This is a genomic window from Amycolatopsis sp. NPDC114478 (assembly GCF_055633805.1).
Window position 1 is genome coordinate 1 of sequence record NZ_JBVKDO010000041.1, and the last position, 18,082, is coordinate 18,082.

Sequence of the window (18,082 nt, forward strand, 5' to 3'; positions counted from 1 at the left end):
GCTACGAACGCAAACCCAGCCACTACCTCGCCTTCCTCACCCTCGGCGCCGCCATCACTTGCTACAGGAAACTCGCCAAATGAGACACGCTCTAAGAATCGATTATTATGTGAATAGCGTGTTACCGTCTGATCATGGCGAAGAGAGCGGGAGGCGAAAGCCTGGCCGTTTCGGTGTACCACCGGCTGCGGTCGGCGATCCTCAACAGTGAACTGGCCCCGGGCGAGCGCGTGAAACCCGCCGAGCTGAGCGCGGAGTTCGGGGTCAGCCTCAGCGTCGTACGGGAGGCGCTGGGCCTGCTCGCGGCCAAGGACCTCGTCCAGGTGGACCGCAACCGCGGGTTCCGGGTCACGCCGCTGTCCATGCAGACGCTGACCGACCTGACCGAGGCCCGGGCGATCAACGAAGGCTCGGCGCTGCGGCTGTCGGTGCAGCGCGGCGGCGTCACGTGGGAGTCGGAGGTGCTGGCCGCGCACCACCGGCTGGGCGGTCAGCCGATGCTGCTGCCCGGCCGGCCGATGCGGCGCAACGAGGAGTGGGCCCGCGCGCACCTGGAGTTCCACCACACGCTGATCAAGGCGTGCGGCAACGCGGTGCTGCTCGACATCTGCACCCGCCTGTCCGACGCGGCGGAGCTCTACCGGGCGTGGTCCGGCCCGGGCGGCGAGGAGCGCCACCGCGACGTCGCGGGCGAACACCAGGGCCTGGTGGACGCGGCCCTGGCGCACGACGCCGACTTGGCGGTCGCCCGGTTCGAAGCGCACATCAACCGCACCAAGGAGATCGTGATGGAGTCGAGCTTCAGCGCGGAGCCGGCGTCATGACCAGGACCGCCCTGACCGGCGTCCGGGTCTTCGACGGCGCGCGCCTGGCCGAACCCACCACCGTCGTCCTCGACGGGCCGCTCATCGGCACCGACGCGGCCGGCGCCGAGGTCGTCGACGGGGCCGGGGCCACCCTGCTGCCCGGGCTCTTCGACGCCCACGTCCACCTCCTCACCCCCGGCGACCTGCGGGCCCTCGCCGGGCACGGCGTCACCACCGCGCTCGACATGGCGTGCTGGCCACGCGAACGCGTCGACTCCTTCCGCGGGCAGATCCCCGACATCCGCAGCGCCGGGCTGCCCGCCATCGGGCCCGGCGGCAACCACTCGGAGATGCCCGGCATGCCCGCGGAGGCGATCCTCACCGCGCCCGGGCAGGCCGCGGAGTTCGTCGCGCGCCGCGTCGCCGAGGGCTCGGACTACCTCAAGGTCGTCATCGAAGGCGACCTCCTGGACCAGGCGACGATCGACGCGGTCGTCGCCGAGGGCAAGGCGCACGGCAAGCTCACCGTCGCCCACGCCTCCTCGGTCGACGCCTACCGGCGCGCGGTCCACGCGGGCGCCGACGTCATCACCCACGTCCCGCGCGACGGCGTCCTCGACGCCGAGACCACGTCCCGGATGGCCGAGCAGGGCCAGATCGCCGTCCCCACGCTCACCATGATGGACGCGCTCACCACGAAACTCGGCGCCGACGGCTACGGCTTCAGCCGCGACTCGGTCACCGCGCTGCACGCGGCCGGCGTGCCGATCCTCGCCGGCACCGACGCGTTCTCCGCGCCGATGCTACCGGTCCCGGTCGTGCCGGGGGCGAGCCTGCACCAGGAGCTCGCGCTGCTCGTCGCCGCCGGACTGTCCGAAGTGGACGCTTTACGCGCGGCGACTGACCTGCCCGCGCGGTACTTCGGCTGCCCCGACCGCGGTGCCTTGCGCGAAGGCCTGCGCGCCGACGTCGTGCTCGTCGACGGCGATCCCACCCGCGACATCACGGCGACCGCGAAGATCCGCGGCGTCTGGGCGGCCGGGGTGGCGGTCGCGTGAGCGAGCGTTCGGCACCGAGTGACTGCGGTACGGCAGCGACTTCTGCTGGACCCCGCCGGCCGCCGTCGACGCCCAGCTGGCGGGCATCGACGCGGCGGCTCAGCCCGAGGGCACGACCTGGCGGGAGCTGACGACCGCCAACTGCGGCCGCCTGTTCCCCCGGCCCGCGTCAGCCTCGGACCTGCTGGACGTCTCCCGCGACCGGCGCCGGAGCTGAGTCCGGCAGGGTCGGGCGCAGGGCGAGGACGACGACCGTCGCGACCGTCAGGTGCATGAGCATCAGGCCGATCACGTTGGCCACCGTCGCGCCCGCGGTGAACAGCAGCAGGTCCGGAATCCAGGTGGCGGCCAGGGCCACCGGGACGACGATCCGCAGCGCCTTCGGGGCGCGGCGGGCGATCAGGAACCAGCCGGCGGTGCCGAGGAGCAGCCCGACGACCGTCGCCGGCAGGTAGGACCCGGCGTTGAGGCCCATGCCGATCCCCCCGTCGTCGAGGGAGGACGCGCCGAGCGCGAGGAGGGTGTTCACGGCCGCGGCCGCCACGAGGGCGATCCCCAGGCGAACAACCATGGCGGAAGTCGGGGTGGCGGTGGTCGGCATCGCTCCTCCTTGGGTTGCGTGTTAAACCCAAAGGTAGTTTGAGTTGCGTGTTAAAGTCAAGCGTGGGCGAGAACGAAGCGGTGGAGCCGTTCGACCGGCTCGGCGATGACGAGCGGCGCGCGTGGGTCAACCTGGCGAAGGTGCTGCTCACGCTGCCGGGCGCGCTGGAAAGCCAGCTGCTGCGGGATTCCGACCTGACGTTGCTCGGCTACATGATCCTGGCGCGGCTTTCGGTGGTGCCGGGGGAAAGCCTGCGGATGAGCGAGATCGCGGAGATGGCCAACGGGTCGCTGCCGCGGATCTCCCACGCGGTGGCCCGGCTGGAGGATCGCGGGTGGGTGACGCGGACGGTGTGCACCGGCCAGGGGCGCCGCTTCACGATCGCGACCCTGACCGACGCGGGGCGCGCGCACCTGGCGACCGCGTCCCCCGCGCACGTCGCGAACGTCCGGCGGCTGGTGATCGAACCCCTCGGCGCCGACTTCGTGGGGTTCGGCGACGCCGTCGAGCGGATCGTCGAGAACCTGGGCCTGCCCACCGAGGTCTTCAAGCGCCCGAAAGCCTGACCGGCTCGGGCGCCGGACCCCGCCGTCGGTCACCATGGGACCGTGTCCCAGCCCGTTCCCGTGCCCGAAGCCGCCGGCCCCGGCCTGCTGTACCTCGTCAAGCAGCTCGAGCTCGCCGTGCGGGCCCGGCTCGACGAGGTGCTCCGCCCGGTCGCGCTCACGCCCCTGCAGTACACCGCGCTCACCGTGCTGGAACGCCGGTCCGGACTCACCACCGCCGAGCTGGCGCGCAACTCCTTCGTTACCGACCAGGCGATGGCCGACATGGTCGTCGCGCTCGAACGGCGGGGCCTCATCGCGCGGGAAGGCGATCCGCAGGACCGGCGGCGACGGGTGATCGGGCTGACCGGAACCGGGCAAGAGCTCCTTGACCGGGTCCGCGACGACGTCGCCGCGCTCGAAGAACGCATGGTCTCGCAGCTGAACCCCCGTGACGCGGCCCGGTTCCGCGCCTACGTCGTCGCGTGCCACGCGGCGCTCGCCGACCGGCCGTCGCACTAAAAAAAGACAGGAAACCTGTACATCTTCGGCTCGGCGTGGGACTCTCGGTGCCACATCGAGCCGGGCTTGACGGTCCGGGGTGAGGGGCACCACCATGCGCGTCCTGGCGCTGCTCGGCGCGATCCTGCTGACGACCGGCCTGGTCGCGGGGACCGCGGCCGCGGCCACGAGCGAACACCACACGGGGCAGCTGCCGGACGGCGCCACCTGGGTGGCGGACGTGCCGGCCGCCTGGAACGGCACGACGATCCTCTACAGCCACGGTTTCGGCCCGCTCGCCGCGCAGGACGCGCCGGACGACGAAACCCGCGAAGCACTGCTCGACAGCGGGTACGCCCTGGTCGGCTCGTCCTACAGCGGCCCGTCGTGGTGGGCGCTCGCCTCCGCCGTCGACGACCAGTTCGGCGCGCTGGCGGCGGCCGGGCGGCTGACCGGCCACCCGCGCCGCACGATCGCGTGGGGCACCTCGATGGGCGGCCTCGTCAGCGCCCTCGAAGCCGAACGCGGCGGGCTCGACGGCGTCCTGAGCACCTGCGGGCTCGTCGCCGGCGGCCTGAACCTGAACAACTACCAGCTGGACGGCGAGTACGCGCTGGCCCACCTCCTCGCGCCTGCCCAAGACGTCAAGCTCGTGCGGTTCGCGAGCCCGGCCGAGGCGAGCGCATCGGCCGCCGCGCTGACGAAGATCGCCACCGCCGCGCAGGCCACGCCCGCCGGGCAGGCGCGCATCGCGCTCGCCGCCGCGCTGATGAACGAGCCCGGCTGGTTCACCGGCCCGACCCCGCCGGCCGACTACCCGGGCCAGGAAGTCCAGCAGCAGCAGGAACTTTCCCAGTTCGTGCTCGGGTTCGTCGTCTCCGGCCGCTACCAGATCGAGCTGGCCGCCGGCGGCAACAGCGCGTTCACCGCCGGCGTCGACTACCGCGCGCTGCTGGCCGGCAGCAGCCACGCCCGCCAGGTCCGGGCCCTCTACCGCACGGCGGGCCTCGACCTGGACGCCGACCTCGCGACCCTGACCCGCGACGCCGGCATCCGGCCGGACCCGCAGGCCGTGCGCACCCTCGCGCGCACGTCGGCGGCGGCCGGCCGGCTGCGCGTCCCGACGCTGGACATCCACACGATCGCCGACCAGCTCGTGCCGGTGGAGCAGGAAGACTGGTACGGCAAGCAGGTGCACCGGGCGGGCGCCGGGTCCCTGCTGCGCCAGGCCTACGTCGGCGCGACCGGGCACTGCGCGTTCCGGACGGCGGAGACGGTCGCGGCCCTGCACGCGCTCGAATCGCGGATCGGGACCGGGCGGTGGGGTGACGTCGCCGAGCCGCGGCGGCTCAACGAAGCCGCCGGCGGCACCGGCCGGTACGTGCGGTTCGACCCGCCGTCGCTGACCGGTGCCCGCCGGTAGGGCTACGACCGGAGGACGAACGCGGCGACGTCGAGGCCGAGCTGCCGTCCGGCCTCGTGGTCGAGCCGTGTGTGGACGCCGGCGACGATCCGGCTCAGCCCGGCCTCGTCGGCGGCGTCCTGGAACGTCGCGAACCGCCGGACCACCCCGGGCAGCGCTTCCGACGTGACGGCCAGGGGCCACCGCGGCCCGAACTCCTGCCGCAGCACCAGGGAACCCGCCTGCGAGATGACGCTGTGCGCGCCGGGGTACGCGGGGTCGGCCGGGGTGGTGGCGAGGCTCGACCAGTCGGGGACGGCGTCCGTCGCCGGGTTGCCGTCGTCGCCGGCCAGGCGGATCGCCGTGATCGGCCGCCAGATCCGGTAGTGGTACTTCGCTTCGTAGAACGCGATGACGGCGTCGGCGAAGGCCAGGTTCAGCCGCGCGAACACCCGCGCCGCGACCACCAGTCCGGCGTGCGACCCGCCGACGACGGACTGCGCGATCTCGTTCCAGTAGTTCCAGATCGGCGCCGCCCAGAACCGCGCCCGCACGGTCTCGTCCGCGGTGCGGGTGGTGCTGGTGTCCCGCCCGGCCGCCGCGACTTCGTGGAACGCCTTCGCGTACCGGGCGCCGGTCAGCGCGGGGTAGGCGCCGGGCCGGAACCGGTCCGCGCGGTCGAGCACGAACGGCGTCACGGCGGCCCAGTGGGTGAACGCGGCGGGGGCGAACGCGGGCGGCGTCGGCCGGTACTGCCCGGGCGCGGTGCCCGGGGGGATCGCCGGCGGGACGGCGGCCGAGCCGTCGTTCGCGCGCAACCCCAGCAGCAGCCGGGCGACGAGCCCACCGGCCCGCACGCCGGCGGCCCGGCCCGCGGGACGCACCTGCGCCAGCTGGCCGGCCAGCAGGGCCGCGAACTCGCCCGCGCGGGTGGGGTACAGCGCGGCCAGCACGTCGTGCGCGGCCTGCGCCGCGGCCGCCTCCGGGTCCGCCCCGCCCGGGACGTCGACGGTGAACAGGTAGGGGCGTCCGGTCCCGGTCGTCGCGACGACGGCGTCGTGGATCGCCGCGTGCAGCAGGGCGAAGCTCCGGGTCGGGTGCACGGTCGCGGGCTGGAGGCCGGCGGTGCGGACGGTGGCCAGCAGCTCCCGGTTCCAGGCGAGGACGACGTCCGCACCGCCCCGCCGGGCCGGCGGGGCCGCGGCGGCGGGCGACGGCAGGCCGGTGGTGGCGAGCACGGCGGCGGCCGCCCCGCCCGAGACGAGCAGGTGCCGGCGCGACATCGATGTGGTCATTTCTCTCCCCGGTTCGGCGGATGGTCCGCTTCCCGATACGTTCCTTGGTTACGGCGTAACCCCCGTCCGTATCCCTCAGGTGGCGGGAAGAATCGGCAGGGGAGAAGGCGGGCGGTGCCGGTGGCACAGCGGTTCCGGCGCAGGCGCGCCGAACAGGACGAAGCGGGCGCGGCGCCGCAGCCGCGGCTGCACGCGGTCGGCGCGGACGTCTACCCGGACTGGGAGGCGGTCTACCGCGACAACGTCGATCGCCTGTACCGGTTGATGTTCTCGAAGGTCGGCAACCGGCCCGACGCGGAGGACCTCACCACCGAGGTCTTCCTGACGGCGTTGCGGCCGCTGCGCGTCTCCGCGAGCGTCGGCGAGGTCCGGGCGTACCTGCTGGCCACCGCGCGGACGGTGCTGGCCGGGCACTGGCGGCGCACGCTCGGCCGCGAGATCACCACCCTCGACGAGGAGCGCGACATCGCGGCGTTCGAAGCCGACGTCGTCGACCCGCGCACGCCGGCCCGCGCCGAGGCTATTCTCGCGCAGCTGCCCGAGCGGTATGGCCGCATCCTGCGGCTGCGGTTCCTGCAGGCGTGTTCGCTCAAGGAGGCGGCGGCGGAGCTGGGCACCACCGTCGGCAACGCGAAGGTGTTGCAGCACCGCGCGCTGCGGCAGGCGGCCCAGGTGGCGGAAGGGATGGAGCCGTGACCACTCGAGGCGTCCGCCGGTTCGTCAAGGACCTCCTGCGCCGGCGTCGGCCGCGCCCGTTCGCGGCCGACGCCGGCGACGAGGCCGAGCTGCGGACCGCGGTGCTGCTGCGCGCCGCCCGGCCGGGTGCCGGGGCGGCGGGCGAGGAGTTCGTCGCCGGGCTGCACCGACGGCTCGCCCAGGAGTTCGGCGACGCCGCGCCGGCCGGCAACCGCCGGCGGTTCATCCAGGTGTCGTCGGCCGCCGCGGTGGCGGCCGCGGCGGGCGCGGGCGTCGAGTACCTGGTGACGTCCGGGGCCGAGCCGGCCGCGGCCCCACCGCCCGCCGAGGACGTGCTGCGGCCGGAGAACGGCGAGTGGCGGGCCGTCGTGGCGGCGCACGACCTGCCCGAGGGCGGCGTGCTGCCGTTCGACTTCGGGGCGGTGGCGGGCTTCGTGCAGCGTTCGGGCGGGCAGGTGCGCGCGGTCTCGGCGACGTGCACGCACCTCGGCTGCCGGCTCAACCTCGACGCCCCGGCCCGGCGGCTGAACTGCCCGTGCCACCGGACGTCCTTCGCGGTGGACGGGGCGGTGCTCATGCACCAGCTGCCGGTGACGCCGCCGCCGTTGCCGCACCTGGTGGTGCGCGAGGCCGGGGGAGTGGTCGAGGTGCTGGTCCCCTCGACGGGAGCGTAACCCCCGCGCGTATTCCTGGTATGAGGAATTCCGTTGGGGTGAAACACTTCCTGCTCGTCACGGTGGCGGCGCTGGCGCTCACGGCCTGCGCCGCGCAGCCGGCCGCCGCGCCCGCGCCGTCGATGCCCGGGATGGCGAGCATGACACCGCCGCCACCGCCGGTGGCCACGAACTCGACCGCGAACGCCGTGGCCGTCAAGGAGTTCGCGTTCACGCCGGCCGCGACCACGGTCAAGGTGGGCACGACCGTCACGTGGACCAACCAGGACCAGGACGCGCACACGGTCACCAGCACCGGGTCCGGCGGCCCGCTGCGCTCGCCCACCCTCCAAACCGGACAGTCCTACCGGTACACCTTCACCACTCCGGGGACGTTCGACTACCTGTGCACGATCCACCCGTTCATGACCGCCACCGTGACGGTGACGCCGTGACCGGCGAAGACGGCGACCCCGAAGGCATGACACGGCGCCAGCTGCTGCGCCACACCGCCTGGTTCGGCGCCGCGGTCGTCCTCACGGTGTCCGGCGGCGAAGTGATCAGCCGGATCGCCGGGCCGGGCGAGGCCGGCGCCGCCGACGACCCGAACGCGCTGCGGTTCGTCCAGATCAGCGACAGCCACCTCGGCTTCACCGGACCCGCCAACACCGCCGTCGAGGCGTCGTTCTCCCACGCGCTCACGCAGATCAACGGGCTCGGGTACCGCCCGGACTTCGTCATGCACACCGGCGACCTGACGCACCTGTCGACGCCGGCCCAGTTCGACCAGGTCAAGCAGATGCTGGGCACGCTGGACACCGGGCACGTGTCCACGGTGCCCGGCGAGCACGACTCGATCGACGACGCGGGGCAGAAGTACCGCGCGACCTTCGGGGCGGGCACGGCGGGCGACGGCTGGTACAGCTTCGACGTCAAGGGCGTCCACTTCATCGCGCTGGTCAACACCCTCAGCCTGGAGAAGCTCGGCCATCTCGGGCCGGACCAGCTCGAGTTCGTCCGCAAGGACGTCGCGAAGCTCGGTGCGGACACGCCGATCGTGGTGTTCAGCCACATCCCGCTGTTCGCGATGTACCCGGCGTGGGGCTGGGGCACCGACGACGCGGCCCAGGCCCTGTCGTACCTGCGGCGGTTCTCGTCGGTGACCTGCCTCAACGGGCACGTGCACCAGCTGTTCACCAAGACCGAAGGCAACATCACCTTCCACAGCGCGACGACGACCGCGTACCCCTTGCCCCAGCCGGGAACGCGGCCCGCGCCGACGCCTGTGACGCTGCCCGCGGGCAAGCTCGCGGACGCGCTCGGCATCCGCGAAGTGACCTACCGGCCGGGCACGCCGGGCCTCGCGGTGAAGGACGTGAAGCTGGCATGAACGTCCTTCTGCGTCTCGCGACGGCGGTGTGCCTCGGGGTCAGCGGCTACGTCCACGCCCAGCTCTACGTCGGCGGGTACCGGGTGATCCCGGTGATCGGGCCGGCCTTCCTGCTGCAGGCCGCGGGCGCGCTCGCCGTGGCGATCCTGGTGCTGGCGGGCGGCCCGCCGCTCATCCGGCTGGCGGCGGCCGGACTGGCGGCGGGGGCCCTGGCCGGGTTCGCGCTGTCGCGGACCACCGGGTTGTTCGGCTTCTCCGAACGCGGGTTCCAGCCCGCGCCGCAAGCACTCGTGAGCGTGCTCGCGGAGGTCGCGGTGCTGGTCCTCGTCGCGGTCGCGTTCCTCCGCGCCCGCCGGTCACCGCAGGTAGGAGGCGCCGTTGACGTCGAGGACCGCGCCGGAACTCCACACGGCCCCGGGTGAGGCCAGGTGGACGATCGCGGCGGCGACGTCCTCGGCCGTCCCCACCCGGCCGAAGGGGCTCTGCTCGCGCAGTTCGTCGCCACCGGCGCCGGCGAGCTTGGTCTCCTGGCGTTCGGTGGCGACGAACCCCGGCGCCACCGACGTCACCGAGATCCCGTGCGGGGCCAGGGCGATCGCCATCGACTGGCCGAACGCCTGCAGTGCCGCCTTGCTCGCGCCGTAGGCCGGGTGCTCGGGTTCGCCGCGGAACGCACCGCGCGAGCCGACGTTGACGACGCTGCCCGGGCGGCCCTGCTCGATCAGGTGCCGGGCCACCGCCCAGGTGACGTTCGCGGCCCCGAGCAGGTTGACCTCCACCGTGCGCCGCCACACCTCGACCCACTGGTCGTAGCCGACTTCGGCGACCGCGTGGCGGGTCCGCTCGGTCGGGGCCTGCGCGGCGTTGTTGACCAGGACGTCGACCCGGCCGAGCGCGGCGACCGCGTCGTCGGCGACCCGCCGCGCCGCGGCCGGGTCGCCCAGGTCGCCGGCCAGGCACACGTGCCCGGACCCCTCGAGTTCGCCCAGCGTCGTCTCGGCGTCGTCGCGGCGCGTGCCGTAGTGGACCGCCACGCGGTAGCCGCGGGCGGCGAACGCCTTCGCGGTGGCCCGGCCGATCCCGCGGGACCCGCCGGTCACGAGCACGCCCTTCACCGGCCGTCCTCCGCGATCAGGTCGAGGCGCGGGGTTTCGCCGGGGCCGACCGGGAACTGGGCGAGGAACGTGACGCCGTCCTCCCGCGCGTCGAAGCGGGCGATCCGGGTCGCTTCCGGTTCGTAGAAGACGTCTCCGGGCCGCAGCACCGATTCGGGCTCGCCCTCGATCTGGTAGACGGCCGAACCGGTTTCGATGCTGCCGAACACCGGTCCATTGTGGATGTGCAGGCCGGCGCCGAAGCCGGGCGTGATGGTGATCCGGCGGACCTCGACGAGGTCGACCAGCCGCGGGGCCGGGAGCCGCTGTTCCAGCACGAGCGTCCGGGTGACGGGCTCGGCCGGGACGGGCGCCGGTTCGCCGCCGGCCACCGGCTCGCCGATCTCGGTCGTCGTGCCGTCGCCCGGGATCTCTTCGATGGCCAGGTGGGTCATCGCTGTCGTGTCGGTGGCGCCGTGCCAGTGCCACTCCCCGGCGCCGACGCGGACGGTGTCGCCGGGCCGGATGAGCTGGGCCGGCCCGCCGCGGCGCTGCACGTACCCGGTGCCCTCGGTGACGACGAGGACCTGGCCGAGCGGGTGCCGGTGCCAGCGCGTGCGGGCCCCGGGCGCGAACTGCACGCGGTCGACCCGCGTGCGCGACGGGCCTTCGGGGACGGCGAGCGACGTGACCCACGCGCTGCCGCTGATCGCGTCGGCGGGCGCGGGCGCGCTGGTCTGCGGGACGGGACGGACGTGCACGAAGGACTCCTCAGTGGACGGTGAGCAGGGCGAGGACACCGGAAACGGCCTGGTCGAAGGGTTCGGGGGTGTCGGCGGCGCGGGCGAGGACGTAGCCGCCCTGCAGCACGGCGACGACCGTGGCGGCCAGGGCGGCCGGGTCCAGCCCGGCGGGCAGCTCACCCGCGGCCTGGCCTTCTTCCAGGACTTCGGCCAGGCGCGCACGCAGGCGGGTCAGGGTGTCGTCGACGGGAGCGCGCAGCTCCGGATCGGCGACGATCTCGGGGTCCTGGGTCAGCCGGCCGATGGGACAGCCGCGGAGCACTTCGCGCTCGCGGCGCAGGTACGCGGTGATGCGCTCGACGGCGGTCCCGGGCCCGCGCAGCTGCGCGTCGGCGGCGGCCAGCAGCTCGTCCGCGCTGCGCCGCACGGCTTCCAGCGCGAGCGCGCGCTTGCCGGAGAAGTGGTGGTACATGCTGCCCTGCCCGGCGCCGGCGCGCTGCTGGATGGCCTTGGGGCTGGTGCCGACGTACCCGCGCTCCCACAGCAGCTCGCGGGTGCTGTCGATGAGCTGGTCCCTGGTGTCCACGTCCGGCACTGTACATACCAGTAGGTACAGAAGCCAGACGTGGTCTTCTCGCCGGTGTGCGGCAGGTGCTCAGTGGATGGGCCGCAGGAGCGGACGTGGCTGCGAAAGGATGGCGCTGACCTGGCCGTCCTCCGGCGACGGCGTCAGACCCGGCCCCGGAGTCATCACCGTCTCGGTGAGCGTGACGTCCTCGCCGCAGCGCAGGCAGGTGCCCGACTGCGCCACCTCGCCCTCGCAGCCCGCGTGGACGAACACGCGGCGCCGGCCGGACGGGGCGTAGTGCTCGTCGCCCCACGCCGACAGGGCGCGGACGACCGGCCAGAGCCCGCGGCCCTTCGCCGTCAGCTCGTACTCGCTGCGCTTGCCGGGGCCGGGCACGCGCTCCAGCACGCCTTCGCCGATGAGGAACTCCAGCCGCTCGGTCAGCACCGCACGTGGGATGCCGAGGTGCTCGACGAAATCGCTGAAGCGGCGGACGCCGAACACCGCGTCGCGGACGATCAGCAGCGTCCAGCGCTCGCCGACGATCTCCAGCGCGCGGACCATCGAACAGGCTTGGTTCGTGTACTCGCGGGGCAGCGCCATGCGTCCAGTCTGCCACAAAAAAGTTCGTTCATCGAACCAACCGTGCTAGTCTCCCGGGCGGAAGAGTTCGGTGACCGAATCAACGTGGGAGTCCGCATGGCCAGCCGCCCCGGAGCCGTCCTCGTCGCCTCCGGCGGCGCCACGCTGCTCGCGCTCTTCGTCTTCACCGCGCCGCTGTCGATCGTCCCGGCGGTGGCCGGCGGGCTCGGCGCCGGCGTGGTCGCGACGTCGTGGATCCTCAGCTCGATGAGCCTCGGGCTGGCCGTCGCGCTGCTGCCGGCTGGGGCGATCGGCGACGACTTCGGCCGGCGGCGCGTGTTCGTCGCCGGTGCCGTCGTGACGGCGGCCGGCTCGGTGCTGTGCGCGGTCGCGCCCGGGCCGCTGACGTTCATCGCCGGCCGCGTCGTCGAAGGCCTCGGCTCCGCCGCGCTGATCGCGTGCGGGCTCGCCGTGCTCGGCCCGGCGTTCCCGGACGCCGCCGGCCGCGCCCGCGCGACCGGCCTGTGGGGCGCTTGCCTCGGCGCGGGCATCGCGACGGGCCCGCTGGCCGGCGCGGCCCTCGACCACCACTGGCGCGTGCTCTACGTCGTGATCGCGGGGCTGTCGCTCGGCGTCGCCCTGCTCGGCCGGGTCTTGCTCGCGGAGTCGGTGTCAGGGCGCCCGCGGACGGTCGACGCGCCCGGCGCGCTGCTGCTCGGCGGCGGCCTCGCGGCGCTGCTGGCCGCGCTCACCGAAGGCAGGCAGGGCTGGACGAGCCCCCTGGAGCTCATCCTGATCGCGGCGGCGGTCGTGCTGCTCACCGCGTTCTTCGCCCACCAGAACCGCTCCGGCGGCGGCATGCTCGACCTGACGCTCTTCCGCCGCCCGGCCCTGGCGTCGGCGACGGCCGGCGCGTTCGTGGCGGGCGCGGGCGTCACCGCGCTGATGGCGTTCCTCTGCACGATGCTCGAAAACGGCCTGGCGCTGCGCCCGCTCGCCGCGGCGCTGGTGGTGCTCGGCTGGTCGGCGACGAGCGTGCTTTCGGCGTTGCTGACGCGCCGGCTGCCGGCGTCGTTCTCCGGTGGCGCGCGGCTGAGCGCCGGTTTCCTCGTGGTGGCGGCGGGGCTGGTGCCGCTCGCGTTCGTGACCCCGGCGTCCAGTCCGGCGTCCCTGCTGCCGGGCCTGGTGGTGGCCGGGTTCGGAACGGGCGTGGTGAACGCGTCCCTGGGGCGCGAAGCGGTGGCGAGCGTCCCGCCGCACCGGACCGGGATGGGCAGCGGCATCAACAACACGAGCCGCTACGTCGGCGCGGCGCTCGGCGTGACGGTGGTCAGCGTGCTGGCCGTCCACCCGTCCCCGGCGGACCTGACCGCGGGCTGGAACGGCGCGGTGGTGGTGGGCATCGCGGTGTCACTGGTGGGAGCGACAGCGATCGCGACGTTGACCGCGCGGGCGAAGCGCGTCACGCCAGTCGCGGCGTGAACCGGCTAGCGCGCGCCGTCTTTTCAGGCAGGTGTGGCTAGAGCCCGTAGGTCTTGCCGATGATGTCGCGCTGGATCTCGCTCGTCCCGCCGTACACAGTGGACACCACGGTCGACCGCAGCAGGCGTTCCATGCCGTACTCCGTCGCGTACCCGTAGCCGCCCAGCATCTGCATGCCGTCGAGGGCCATCGCCTTCGCGAACTCCGTCGCCTTGAGCTTCGCCATCGACGCCTCGCGCGGCAGTGGTTTCCCGGCTGCCGCGTCGATCTTGCGGGCGACGTCGTGCACCAGCAGGCGGGTGCACTCCAGTTCGGTGGCGTGGTCGGCGATCCGGTGCCGCAGCGCCTGGAACGACCCGACCGGACGGCCGAACTGGTGCCGTTCGCGCACGTAGGACACCGTGTCGTCGAACGCGCGGCGCGCGGTGCCGAGCATCAGGGCCGCCAGGATCATGCGTTCGAGGTTCAGGCCCGCCATCAGCTGCCGCCAGCCCTGCCCGACCTCGCCGACCACCGCGTCGCCGGGCAGCGTGCAGCCGGTGAAGTACAGGTCGTTGACCTCGCGCCCGCCCATGGTGTCGATGCCGTGCACCGCGAGGCCGTCGATGCCCGCGGGGACCGAGAACATCGTCAGGCCGTCGTGCTTGCCGCCGTCGGCGGACGTGCGTGCGACCAGGAGGATGTGCTGGGCGATGTGGGCGTTGGAGCACCACGTCTTCTGGCCGTCGACGACCCAGCCGTCGTCCTGCCGCACCGCCTTGCACGCGAGCGCGCCGACGTCGGAGCCGGCGCCGGGCTCGGACATCGAGACGGCGAGGACGTCACCGCGGAGGAACGCGCCGAGCACCTCCTGCTTGCGCTCCTCGCCGGCGAACTTCTCGTACGACGCCGCGGTGATCACCGACGTGGCGAACCCGCCGATCGGCGCCTGGTGGTACGCCGTGGTTTCCAGGAACAGCACCAGGTCCAGCATGCCCTGGCCGGCGCCGCCGTACTCCGCCGGCACGGCGACGCCGAGCCAGCCCAGGTCGGCCATCTTGCGGTACAGCGCGTCGTTGTGCGGGCTCCGGCCGTCGTCGGTGAGCGCCAGCCACTTCTCGCGGGTGCCCACCTCCCGCCGGCAGAAGTCGTCGACGGCGGCGACGAAGTCGCGCTGTTCGGTGGTCAGGCTCACGGGCGCTCCCGGCGGTCGGACAGATACAAGGCTACCTGCTTTGTATCTTCATATCCGGGCGCGGCTCAGGTGTCCAGCAGGGGAACGAGGTAGCGGCGGGCGAGATCGGCCAGCTGCGCGTCGTCGTCGAGGTCGACGACGTGGCTGGGGATCGCCAGGAACGACGCGGAAACCCGGACCATCAGCTCGGCGACGACCTCGACGTCGAGCCCGGTGGACACCGTCCCGGCGTGCTGTTCCCGCCGGAGCTGGCCGGCCACGAACTGCTGCACGGTGGCCAGCGTCCGGCCGCCGTCGGTGATCATGGACGAGGCGAGCAGTCCTGGTTCGGCGGCGATCAGCCCGCCGATCAGCGGGTTGCCGCGGATGGCGCGCAATGAGCTGACGAAGCCGAGGACGACCCGGTCGGCGACGGTCTCGGCCTGCGTGATCTCGACGAGGAACCGGTCGAAGTAGCGGCGGTACTCGCGGCGGACGACGTGCTCGACCAGCGTGTCCTTCGTGGCGAACCGCCGGTAGACGGTGATGCGCGACAGCCCGGCCCGCTTGGCGACGTCCTCCATCGTGGAGCGCTGGATGCCCATCCGGCAGAACTGTTCGTAGGCCGCGTCGAGCACGCGGACGCGGATCTCGTCGGCGTCGCCGACCTGCTCGAGCGCGTCGGTGTAGGCGCGCTGCAGGAGCGACTCCGCGCCCGGCGCGGAGGTGAACGGCGACACCACGGGTTCCACGGCCACCTCCTGATCCTCTCAGCCTAGGTCTTGCAGGCGGCGGCAGGACATGCTGTGATACAGAGTGCCAGTTCGCGTATCTGAGTATCATCGATGATCTCGACTCCTGAGGAGCAGCGATGGCCGAATTGACCCGCCGGAACGCGTTGAAGCGCGGCGGAGCACTGGGAGTGGTGGGCGCGGCGCTGTGGACGTGGCCGGCCGAAGCGTCGGTCGCCCGCACCGGGGCGGGCGCGGACCCGCGGTGGGTGTGGGACCCCGAGGCCGACGCGCTGCTGGCGTCGGTGATCGACCGCGGCGACGTGCCCACGGTGAACGCGCTGCTGCGGACGTGGATGACGAACGGCCAGCCCCTGCCCGACGGCCTGCCCGCGGACGTGCGCGACTTCGTCGAGCGGGCGCGGCAGCTGCCGTCGTGGGCGGATCCCGGCAAGCTCGCGACGTCGTTCGCGTTCACCGAGAAGCGCGGGCTCTACCTGGGCGTGCTGTACGGCCTGGCGAGCGGGATGATCAGCACGGTCATCCCGCACGAGGCCCGCGCGGTGTACTACTCCAAGGGCGGCGCGGCGATGAAGGACCGCATCTCCAAGACCGCCAAGCTCGGCTACGACATCATGACCCGCAACGCGTTCGCGCCGGACGGCGAGATGGTCGTGACGTGCGTGAAGACCCGGCTGGTCCACGCGGCGGTGCGCCACCTGCTGCCGCAGTCCCCGCAGTGGACGGGCACGGCCGACCAGACCGTCCCGATCAGCCAGCGCGACCTGCTGGTGACGTGGCACAGCCTGCCGACGACGGTGATGAAGAAGCTGGTCGAGTGGCAGGTCCCGATCCCGCGCGCGGAGTCCGAGGCGTACCTGCACTCGTGGCAGCTGACCGGGCACCTGCTCGGCATCATGGACGAGTACCTCCCGGCGTCCTGGGCCGAGGCGAACGCCCAGGCCGACCAGGTGCTGACGCCGGTACTGGCCCCGACGGACGAGGGCAACGCCCTGGCCGAGATCCTGCTGAACCTGGGGTCCACGGTGGACGGTGGCGTGCTGAGCACGCACGTCCTGGGCGCGTTCACGAGGTTCATGCTGGGCGACCGGATTGCGAACTGGCTGCACATCCCGCGCGAGCCGGTGTGGGACCCGCTCCTGGCGACGGCGTGGGGCCCGTTCATCGCGGTCCGCGAGGGGCTGTTGCCCTTCCCCTTGGCCCCGGCGGCGTACTGGACGTTCGACGAGTTCCTCCGCCAGGCGGCGTTGCTGTTCCTGTCGGAGGGCCGGCCGATCAGCATCGAGATCCCGGAAACCAACCGGCCGTCCTGAGCGGCTCCGCTCAGAGGCCGCAGGCCGCGCCGCACGCATTCCGGATTCCTTTCCGTCAAGACGAGCGGGCGGCGATGCGGGTCCGGACCAAGCTGGCCACGACGGCGGTCGCGAGGATGGCGCCCACCACGCCCAACGACAGGCCCGTCGGGATCTTCCAGACCTCCAGCAGCAGCATCTTCACGCCCACCCAGACCAAGACCAGCGCCAAGCCGAGCTTCAGGTACACGAACCGGTGCATCAAGTCCGCCAGCAGGAAGTACAACGCCCGCAGACCCAGGATCGCGAACGCGTTGGAGGTGAACACCAGGAACGGTTCCTGCGTCACGGCGAAGATCGCCGGGATCGAGTCGACCGCGAAGACCACGTCCGTCACCTCGATCAGCACCAGCACCGCCAGCAGTGGCGTCGCCACCCAGCGGCCGGCCTCGCGGACGAGGAACTTCTTGCCGTGGTGGACGTCCGTCGACGGGACGAGCCGGCGGAACACGCGCAGGACGATGTTCTTCTCGTAGTCCACCGATTCCGAGCGGTGCAGCGCCATCCGGATGCCGGTCAGGACCAGGAAAGCGCCGAACACGTACAGGATCCAGGCGAAGCTCGCGAGCAATGCCGAGCCGGCCGCGATGAACACCGCGCGGAACACCAGTGCGCCGATGACGCCGTAGAACAGGATCCGGTGCTGGTGTTCGCGCGGCACGGCGAAGTAGCCGAAGATGATCGCGAACACGAAGACGTTGTCGACCGCCAGGGACTTCTCGATCACGTACCCGGCGAAGTACTGGCCCGCGAATTCCGCGCCCCAGACCCACCAGATGACGGCGCCGAACGCGACGCCGAGCGCCACCCACACGCCCGACCACGCCAGCGCCTCGCGGACGCCGACGACGTGCGCCTTGCGGTGGGCGAACAAGTCGACCGCGAGCATCAGCAGGATGACGCCGAGCACGGCGGCCCAGGCCCAGATGGGGACGGTCACAGCACACTCCTCCGGTTCGTGCGAACCGGAGGTCTTCCCGGCCACCGCGAGGTGGCGCCGGCACCGGGCGTGCGCTGGGGCAGCCGTATTGACGATGCCGGACCGGGGCGGGTACTCCCCTCCGTCCACTCCAGAATGACGAACTCTGCTTCGTCTGTCAAGTGTGGACGGCTAAGCTGCCCGCATGGCTTCGTGGACGTTCCTGAGCAACCACGCGCACGTCCTGCTGTGCCTGGCCGAGGATCCGGACCACCGGCTGCACGACATCGCCGAGCGGGTCGGCATCACCGAACGCGGCGTGCAGCTGATCCTCGCGGACCTGATCGCGGACGGCTACGTCGAACGCGAGCGCGTGGGCCGCCGCAACCACTACACGATCCACCCGGAAGGCCGTCTGCGGCACCCGCTGGAAGCCCACCACCGCGTGGCGGAACTGGTGGCGGCGCTGGGCCCGAAGCGTTCCTGAACC

The 18,082-nt window shown here is 72.8% G+C and carries 22 protein-coding genes; 13 read left to right on the top strand and 9 right to left on the bottom strand.

What is annotated here, in order from left to right; genetic code table 11:
* Positions 1 to 134: 134 nt before the first annotated feature.
* Together ACZ7OH_RS50065 and ACZ7OH_RS50070 are read left to right on the top strand one after the other, a co-directional pair.
* On the top strand, positions 135 to 824 hold the full coding sequence (locus tag ACZ7OH_RS50065) for a GntR family transcriptional regulator (RefSeq protein WP_470287416.1): 690 nt from the start codon (positions 135 to 137) through the stop codon (positions 822 to 824).
* Positions 821 to 1,864, top strand: coding sequence for an amidohydrolase family protein (locus ACZ7OH_RS50070; RefSeq protein WP_470287417.1), 1,044 nt, complete (start codon positions 821 to 823; stop codon positions 1,862 to 1,864). The genes ACZ7OH_RS50065 and ACZ7OH_RS50070 overlap by 4 nt, the downstream gene beginning before the upstream one ends.
* 169 nt (positions 1,865 to 2,033) lie before the next feature.
* On the opposite strand, the gene ACZ7OH_RS50075 is transcribed toward ACZ7OH_RS50070, so the two are convergent.
* Positions 2,034 to 2,465, bottom strand: a complete 432-nt coding sequence (locus tag ACZ7OH_RS50075) for a DUF6069 family protein (RefSeq protein WP_470287418.1) — start codon at positions 2,463 to 2,465, stop codon at positions 2,034 to 2,036.
* Positions 2,466 to 2,527: 62 nt separating this feature from the next.
* Here ACZ7OH_RS50075 and ACZ7OH_RS50080 point away from each other — a divergent pair, with 62 nt between their 5' ends.
* From ACZ7OH_RS50080 to ACZ7OH_RS50090, 3 genes are all read left to right on the top strand, one after another.
* Positions 2,528 to 3,031, top strand: coding sequence for a MarR family winged helix-turn-helix transcriptional regulator (locus ACZ7OH_RS50080; protein WP_470287419.1), 504 nt, complete (start codon positions 2,528 to 2,530; stop codon positions 3,029 to 3,031).
* Between the two features lie 42 nt (positions 3,032 to 3,073).
* Positions 3,074 to 3,532 carry a MarR family winged helix-turn-helix transcriptional regulator gene (locus ACZ7OH_RS50085; protein WP_470287420.1) on the top strand — a complete coding sequence of 153 codons (459 nt, stop codon included), beginning with the start codon at positions 3,074 to 3,076 and terminating at the stop codon, positions 3,530 to 3,532.
* A 79-nt stretch (positions 3,533 to 3,611) separates the two neighbouring features.
* Entirely contained in the window at positions 3,612 to 4,934 is a 1,323-nt protein-coding gene (locus ACZ7OH_RS50090) for an alpha/beta hydrolase (RefSeq protein ID WP_470287421.1), read from the top strand.
* 2 nt (positions 4,935 to 4,936) lie between these two features.
* Here ACZ7OH_RS50090 and ACZ7OH_RS50095 read toward each other — a convergent pair whose 3' ends face one another.
* Positions 4,937 to 6,208 (bottom strand): vanadium-dependent haloperoxidase, encoded by a 1,272-nt coding sequence (locus ACZ7OH_RS50095; protein WP_470287422.1) that lies wholly within the window; start codon positions 6,206 to 6,208, stop codon positions 4,937 to 4,939.
* Between the two features lie 114 nt (positions 6,209 to 6,322).
* Between ACZ7OH_RS50095 and ACZ7OH_RS50100 the strand changes: the two genes are divergently transcribed.
* The 5 genes from ACZ7OH_RS50100 to ACZ7OH_RS50120 are packed head-to-tail and all read left to right on the top strand — an operon-like array spanning position 6,323 to position 9,369.
* Complete coding sequence (locus ACZ7OH_RS50100; protein ID WP_400892241.1) at positions 6,323 to 6,904, top strand: RNA polymerase sigma factor; 582 nt, start codon at positions 6,323 to 6,325, stop codon at positions 6,902 to 6,904.
* Entirely contained in the window at positions 6,901 to 7,578 is a 678-nt protein-coding gene (locus tag ACZ7OH_RS50105; RefSeq protein WP_470287423.1) for a QcrA and Rieske domain-containing protein, read from the top strand. The genes ACZ7OH_RS50100 and ACZ7OH_RS50105 overlap by 4 nt, the downstream gene beginning before the upstream one ends.
* 38 nt (positions 7,579 to 7,616) lie before the next feature.
* Positions 7,617 to 8,012, top strand: coding sequence for a cupredoxin domain-containing protein (locus ACZ7OH_RS50110; RefSeq protein WP_470287424.1), 396 nt, complete (start codon positions 7,617 to 7,619; stop codon positions 8,010 to 8,012).
* On the top strand, positions 8,009 to 8,947 hold the full coding sequence (locus ACZ7OH_RS50115; protein ID WP_470287425.1) for a metallophosphoesterase family protein: 939 nt from the start codon (positions 8,009 to 8,011) through the stop codon (positions 8,945 to 8,947). Before ACZ7OH_RS50110 ends, ACZ7OH_RS50115 begins: the two co-directional genes overlap by 4 nt.
* Positions 8,944 to 9,369 carry a hypothetical protein gene (locus ACZ7OH_RS50120; RefSeq protein ID WP_470287426.1) on the top strand — a complete coding sequence of 142 codons (426 nt, stop codon included), beginning with the start codon at positions 8,944 to 8,946 and terminating at the stop codon, positions 9,367 to 9,369. The genes ACZ7OH_RS50115 and ACZ7OH_RS50120 overlap by 4 nt, the downstream gene beginning before the upstream one ends.
* Here the strand turns inward: ACZ7OH_RS50120 and ACZ7OH_RS50125 are convergent.
* From ACZ7OH_RS50125 to ACZ7OH_RS50140, 4 genes are all read right to left on the bottom strand, one after another.
* Positions 9,304 to 10,062: an SDR family NAD(P)-dependent oxidoreductase gene (locus ACZ7OH_RS50125; RefSeq protein WP_470287427.1), complete on the bottom strand. Its 759-nt coding sequence runs from the start codon at positions 10,060 to 10,062 to the stop codon at positions 9,304 to 9,306. The genes ACZ7OH_RS50120 and ACZ7OH_RS50125 overlap by 66 nt on opposite strands.
* Entirely contained in the window at positions 10,059 to 10,802 is a 744-nt protein-coding gene (locus tag ACZ7OH_RS50130) for a cupin domain-containing protein (RefSeq protein ID WP_470287428.1), read from the bottom strand. Before ACZ7OH_RS50130 ends, ACZ7OH_RS50125 begins: the two co-directional genes overlap by 4 nt.
* Before the next feature lie 10 nt (positions 10,803 to 10,812).
* On the bottom strand, positions 10,813 to 11,370 hold the full coding sequence (locus tag ACZ7OH_RS50135) for a TetR/AcrR family transcriptional regulator (RefSeq protein WP_470287429.1): 558 nt from the start codon (positions 11,368 to 11,370) through the stop codon (positions 10,813 to 10,815).
* Positions 11,371 to 11,439: 69 nt separating this feature from the next.
* The gene (locus ACZ7OH_RS50140) at positions 11,440 to 11,955 is read right to left on the bottom strand and encodes a winged helix-turn-helix transcriptional regulator (protein ID WP_470287430.1); all 516 of its coding nucleotides are present in this window, start codon (positions 11,953 to 11,955) and stop codon (positions 11,440 to 11,442) included.
* Between the two features lie 96 nt (positions 11,956 to 12,051).
* Here ACZ7OH_RS50140 and ACZ7OH_RS50145 point away from each other — a divergent pair, with 96 nt between their 5' ends.
* Positions 12,052 to 13,416 carry an MFS transporter gene (locus ACZ7OH_RS50145; RefSeq protein WP_470287431.1) on the top strand — a complete coding sequence of 455 codons (1,365 nt, stop codon included), beginning with the start codon at positions 12,052 to 12,054 and terminating at the stop codon, positions 13,414 to 13,416.
* Between the two features lie 37 nt (positions 13,417 to 13,453).
* Here the strand turns inward: ACZ7OH_RS50145 and ACZ7OH_RS50150 are convergent, their stop codons facing one another.
* Together ACZ7OH_RS50150 and ACZ7OH_RS50155 are read right to left on the bottom strand one after the other, a co-directional pair.
* Entirely contained in the window at positions 13,454 to 14,590 is a 1,137-nt protein-coding gene (locus ACZ7OH_RS50150) for an acyl-CoA dehydrogenase family protein (protein ID WP_470287432.1), read from the bottom strand.
* A 65-nt stretch (positions 14,591 to 14,655) separates the two neighbouring features.
* A complete protein-coding gene (locus tag ACZ7OH_RS50155) occupies positions 14,656 to 15,327 on the bottom strand; it encodes a TetR/AcrR family transcriptional regulator (RefSeq protein ID WP_470287433.1) in 672 nt (223 codons plus the stop codon).
* A gap of 113 nt (positions 15,328 to 15,440) precedes the next feature.
* Here ACZ7OH_RS50155 and ACZ7OH_RS50160 point away from each other — a divergent pair, with 113 nt between their 5' ends.
* Positions 15,441 to 16,634, top strand: a complete 1,194-nt coding sequence (locus ACZ7OH_RS50160; RefSeq protein WP_470287434.1) for an oxygenase MpaB family protein — start codon at positions 15,441 to 15,443, stop codon at positions 16,632 to 16,634.
* 55 nt (positions 16,635 to 16,689) lie between these two features.
* Here the strand turns inward: ACZ7OH_RS50160 and ACZ7OH_RS50165 are convergent, their stop codons facing one another.
* Positions 16,690 to 17,613, bottom strand: a complete 924-nt coding sequence (locus ACZ7OH_RS50165; RefSeq protein WP_470287435.1) for a TerC family protein — start codon at positions 17,611 to 17,613, stop codon at positions 16,690 to 16,692.
* 184 nt (positions 17,614 to 17,797) lie between these two features.
* On the opposite strand from ACZ7OH_RS50165, the gene ACZ7OH_RS50170 reads away from it, so the two are divergent.
* Positions 17,798 to 18,079 carry a helix-turn-helix transcriptional regulator gene (locus ACZ7OH_RS50170; protein ID WP_400892266.1) on the top strand — a complete coding sequence of 94 codons (282 nt, stop codon included), beginning with the start codon at positions 17,798 to 17,800 and terminating at the stop codon, positions 18,077 to 18,079.
* Positions 18,080 to 18,082: the final 3 nt, after the last annotated feature.

Bases quoted from the DNA above. Each gene is read 5' to 3' on its own strand.
- ACZ7OH_RS50065 (WP_470287416.1), top strand. From the start codon at position 135: ATGGCGAAGAGAGCGGGAGGCGAAAGCCTGGCCGTTTCGGTGTACCAC.
- ACZ7OH_RS50070 (WP_470287417.1), top strand. From the start codon at position 821: ATGACCAGGACCGCCCTGACCGGCGTCCGGGTCTTCGACGGCGCGCGC.
- ACZ7OH_RS50075 (WP_470287418.1), bottom strand. From the start codon at position 2,465: ATGCCGACCACCGCCACCCCGACTTCCGCCATGGTTGTTCGCCTGGGG.
- ACZ7OH_RS50095 (WP_470287422.1), bottom strand. From the start codon at position 6,208: ATGACCACATCGATGTCGCGCCGGCACCTGCTCGTCTCGGGCGGGGCG.
- ACZ7OH_RS50120 (WP_470287426.1), top strand. From the start codon at position 8,944: ATGAACGTCCTTCTGCGTCTCGCGACGGCGGTGTGCCTCGGGGTCAGC.
- ACZ7OH_RS50140 (WP_470287430.1), bottom strand. From the start codon at position 11,955: ATGGCGCTGCCCCGCGAGTACACGAACCAAGCCTGTTCGATGGTCCGC.
- ACZ7OH_RS50145 (WP_470287431.1), top strand. From the start codon at position 12,052: ATGGCCAGCCGCCCCGGAGCCGTCCTCGTCGCCTCCGGCGGCGCCACG.
- ACZ7OH_RS50160 (WP_470287434.1), top strand. From the start codon at position 15,441: ATGGCCGAATTGACCCGCCGGAACGCGTTGAAGCGCGGCGGAGCACTG.
- ACZ7OH_RS50170 (WP_400892266.1), top strand. From the start codon at position 17,798: ATGGCTTCGTGGACGTTCCTGAGCAACCACGCGCACGTCCTGCTGTGC.